This window comes from Microcoleus sp. w2-18bC1, from assembly GCF_036700365.1.
Classification (GTDB): Bacteria; Cyanobacteriota; Cyanobacteriia; order Cyanobacteriales; family Microcoleaceae; genus Microcoleus.
Map to the genome: position 1 here is coordinate 1 of NZ_JAUBOS010000132.1, position 4024 is coordinate 4024.

At 45.0% G+C, this 4024-nt stretch carries 4 protein-coding genes; 2 read left to right on the forward strand and 2 right to left on the reverse strand.

The annotated features are described in order from the left end of the window. Nucleotides 1-67: 67 nt before the first annotated feature. Nucleotides 68-559 carry a hypothetical protein gene (locus QT979_RS28500; protein WP_333312347.1) on the reverse strand — a complete coding sequence of 164 codons (492 nt, stop codon included), beginning with the start codon at nt 557-559 and terminating at the stop codon, nt 68-70. 328 nt (nt 560-887) lie between these two features. Between QT979_RS28500 and QT979_RS28505 the strand changes: the two genes are divergently transcribed. Together QT979_RS28505 and QT979_RS28510 are read left to right on the forward strand one after the other, a co-directional pair. Next, nucleotides 888-1115, forward strand: coding sequence for a hypothetical protein (locus tag QT979_RS28505; protein ID WP_333214439.1), 228 nt, complete (start codon nt 888-890; stop codon nt 1113-1115). A 72-nt stretch (nt 1116-1187) separates the two neighbouring features. Next, complete coding sequence (locus QT979_RS28510; protein ID WP_333312348.1) at nt 1188-2831, forward strand: GTP-binding protein; 1644 nt, start codon at nt 1188-1190, stop codon at nt 2829-2831. A 67-nt stretch (nt 2832-2898) separates the two neighbouring features. Here QT979_RS28510 and QT979_RS28515 read toward each other — a convergent pair whose 3' ends face one another. Further along, a complete protein-coding gene (locus QT979_RS28515; RefSeq protein WP_333312349.1) occupies nt 2899-3981 on the reverse strand; it encodes an adenylate/guanylate cyclase domain-containing protein in 1083 nt (360 codons plus the stop codon). Between the last annotated feature and the right edge of the window lie 43 nt (nt 3982-4024).

Here is a 4024-nt window from a genome sequence, read left to right on the forward strand (position 1 = left end):
TTTACTATTGAGCGCGCGATCAAATAACCCAGGCCACGTAACACGCGGGCGATATATTCAGCAAGCCCTAATTAGACAATAGCGAATCGCAAGTTTTTTTAAATTTTTCTATACCTTCTATGTCTTCCATGTATTTAGAGTTCTTGACTTCAGATAATAACACCTTCAAGTTGTAAATATTGTTTTGTAGTTGTTCGTATTTGTTGTCAAAAATTTTGGGCTGTTCTAGCCCGTAAATAAGCCATTCTTGGCTATTTTTAGTTCGCAGTAAAGCCACCTGTAACTTATTTAAAAGCTGAGTTTCTCGATCGATGTGTACTTGATTGTTAGTTCTGCGATAGTAATGAGTTCCCACCAACATCCCGATAGTCGTTCCTCCAATCGCAACACAAAGAGCCAGTGCGTACCCAATGCTGATTTTGTCGCGAATACTGAGGTTGCCCAAGGAATGGGCTATGTGAGCGAAATAATTGGGCTTGACTGGCTGGCTCTCTTTGATGTGATGCTCGCAAGAGGTAGAGAGTTCTTGTGAAGGCTGATTTAGATGTTTGAGCTGCATAGATGCTAACCTGTGAATAATTCACGCACTGACAATTCAGTCTAACTTAACTCGCGGCTAATTTGAGAGTACCGCATTGATGTTTTATGTGATAATTTTTGTAAATTAAGATGCTCTTACGTTGCCTAAGAAACCCGGTTTTTCGTTTCCGCTTTTGGAGCTTCCAGGAGGCACTTACCTTAAGAAATAGGGTTTCTGGATACTTCATGCGATATTTTATTCTTAATAAAAAAGTATGGCTCGACTCGCGATCGAATAAATCACCGAATAAATAAGTAGGTAAATGCAAATAAACCAGCCTGCAGTTGCGGCGGGCGATAAACTGTAGGTGAGTTATCGTGCAAGCTACAATTGCAGCAAGAGCGCGATCGCACTTGTCCGTCCCGCTGGCGCTCAAACTCCGCAAACCGCGCCTGCTGGACAAGCAGAATCGCGATTGGCGGGCTCGCACAGTACGATACCCTTCGTTGGCGTAGCCCCCGTAGGGACGGGCTTTCCTTCGGATCGCTTCGCTAACGCTAACGGGCGCTTCGCCATTTTAGATTTTAGATTTTAGATTTGCAATGACTGATGACGATCAGCGTAATGTAAAAATCAAAGCATAACCCTTTTATTTGCCACTCCCCTCATGCCTTTGCCGCGCCTGTTAACCTTAATTGCTGCTTTCTGCCTCGCCCTGGGGCTGATTATTGGGCTGGTGAGTTCCTTAACAGGGCTTTACAGTCAAGTTGCGTGGTCTGCCTCTCCGCTGCTGGCTAATTTGCTGATTTTCCTGATAATTGTACTTTTGGGAACGCTAATTTTTGCGCTGCTTTACTATTTTAGGTTGCTGCAACGCCCTCAGAAAGTTAAGGGAAAACGGCCGATTACTCCGAAGATTCCTGTTGTGAAAAGTGAAGCAGCTTCGGAAAATCTCAAAGCAATTCGGCAACAAGTCGATCGTATTCAAGATGAAGTAGCGCGGCAAGCTTTGCTGTTGAGAACCCGCGAAATTGAAGCTAGCATGGCTAGGGGCAGCGTTCGAGTAGTTGTTTTCGGCACCGGTTCTGCGGGCAAAACTTCCGCTGTCAATGCGTTGGTGGGGCGGATGGCTGGACAGGTGGGCGCGCCGATGGGAACTACCGAAGTTGGAGAAACTTACACTCTAAAATTGAAAGGAATCGATCGAGAATTAGCAATTACTGATACCCCAGGTATCTTGGAAGCGGGAGTTGCGGGGACTTACAGAGAGGAATTGGCGAGGCAGTTGGCGGCGAGGGCAGATTTGATCTTATTTGTTTTGGACGGCGATTTGCGAAAATCCGAGTACGAACCGCTGCGGACTTTGGCGGAAATTGGCAAAAGGTCGATCGTGGTTTTTAATAAAGTTGACCTTTATCCCGACACCGATAGAGATGAAATTCTCGATCGACTGCGGCAGCGAGTCAAAGGTTTTGTATCAGCAATGGATGTAGTCGCGATTAGCGCCAATCCGCAAAAAGTTGTACTAGAAGACGGCACAATTTTTCAGCCATACCCGGATATTATGCCATTAATTCGGCGTGTCGCTGCGATTTTGCGAGCCGAAGGCGAAGACTTAATTGCGGACAATATTTTGCTGCAATCTCAGCACTTGGGCGACCAAGCGCGCAAGTTAATTGATGCTCAAAGAAGGCGGCAAGCTGATAAGGCAGTAGAGCGATTTCAGTGGATCGGAGCCGGAGTAATTGCTGTCACGCCTTTGCCAGTTGTGGATTTGTTAGCGACAGCAGCAGTTAACGCTCAAATGGTAGTAGAAATTGCTAAGATTTACGGCTGCGAATTAAATATCGATCGCGCGAAAGAACTGGCATTGTCTCTAGCAAAAACCCTAGCAAGTTTGGGAATAGTTGAAGGCGTAATTCAAGTAGTGTCTAGGGCGCTGCAGTTAAGCGTAGCCGGGTTTGTACTTGGCAAAGCAATTCAAGCAGTCAGTGCGGCTTATTTAACCAGAATTGCCGGGAAAAGTTTTATTGAATATTTCCGCCATGACCAAGATTGGGGCGATGGTGGCATTACCGAAGTTGTGCAAAGGCAGTTTCAGTTAAATCGGAAAGACGAGTTTGTCAAAGCATTTGTCAAAGATGCGATCGCCCGCGTTGTCGAACCTCTGAACATCTATCAGCAAGAATCGGAACCAGAATTAGAAATGTCAGCGGAATTGGAACCAGAAGTCGAACAAGAATCCTTGTATCAGCCGCCGCAACAAGACGATTGGGAAACTTACAGCAACAAACGCAACGATGAGTGGTAATTGGGAATGGGGAATGGGGAATGGGGAATTGGGAATTGTCAACTGCCAACTGTCAACTGACTAATAACTAATTTCGCCCCACCAACAAATAAACGATCATTTCTCCTTTACCTTTAATCTCAACAGCACCGCGCTTTTTAAACAAAAATTTATCTTTTAAACGATCGTAAACCGCAGCACTCACCTGAATTTCCCCCGGAATACCGCTTGATTCCATCCGCTGAGCAACATTTACTGTATCCCCCCACAAATCGTAACTAAATTTAGTTAAACCAATGACTCCCGCCACCACCCCACCAATATTTATGCCAATGCGGAGACTAAAGTTGTGATTGTTTTGGACATTGAAGCTAGCGACAGCAGATTGCATATCCAGCGCCATTTGGGCAATAGCAAAAGCATGATTTTCCTGCGGTTCTGGCAAACCGCCGACTACCATGTAAGCGTCACCCATAGTTTTGATTTTCTCCAAACCGTGCCGTAACGATAACTCGTCAAATAGACTAAAAATTTGATTGAGAACTTTCACCGTTTCTGTCGCACTTTTTTGAGAGGCAAAATTCGTAAATCCCACCAAATCGGCGAATAAAACGCTGACCTCCGAAAAGCTGTCAGCAATTATGCTTTGTCCCTCCTGCAAGCGATCTGCAATCGGTTTCGGCAAAATATTTAATAGCAATTCTTCAATTTTTTCTTTCTGAGACTTGGTTTTTTCCAACAGCAAGCGCGTTTCCATTTCTGCCTGTTCCCGATAGGCGATTTCCTGCTGCAACATCAGATTTTTATCCCTCAGTTGCAACTCTAGTTCCCGCAGCCGCAATTGATTTTCTACCCTAGCTACCACCTCTACGGTTTGAAAAGGTTTAGTAATGTAGTCCGCCCCGCCAGCATTAAAGGCTTTCACCTTCTCAGAAGCTTGTACCACAGCACTCAGAAAAATAATGGGAATGCCACGAGTGCTAGCGTTCGCTTTCAAGCGACTGCAAACTTCATAGCCATCCATATCGGGCATCATAATATCGAGCAAAATCAAGTCAGGCTGAGCCAAATCCACAGCATCGAGTGCCTCTTGACCGCTAGATGCAGCTTCTACTTTATAGCCTTTCCTGGATAATATGGCTCTCCTGAGTTTATGGTGTAAAATGTACATACTAATACATTTACCATTATGAGCTTCCATCTAGACTATCTAT

Excerpts from the sequence above, each read along its gene's own strand:
- QT979_RS28500 (WP_333312347.1), bottom strand. The coding sequence starts at position 559 with ATGCAGCTCAAACATCTAAATCAGCCTTCACAAGAACTCTCTACCTCT.
- QT979_RS28510 (WP_333312348.1), top strand. The coding sequence starts at position 1,188 with ATGCCTTTGCCGCGCCTGTTAACCTTAATTGCTGCTTTCTGCCTCGCC.
- QT979_RS28515 (WP_333312349.1), bottom strand. The coding sequence starts at position 3,981 with ATGTACATTTTACACCATAAACTCAGGAGAGCCATATTATCCAGGAAA.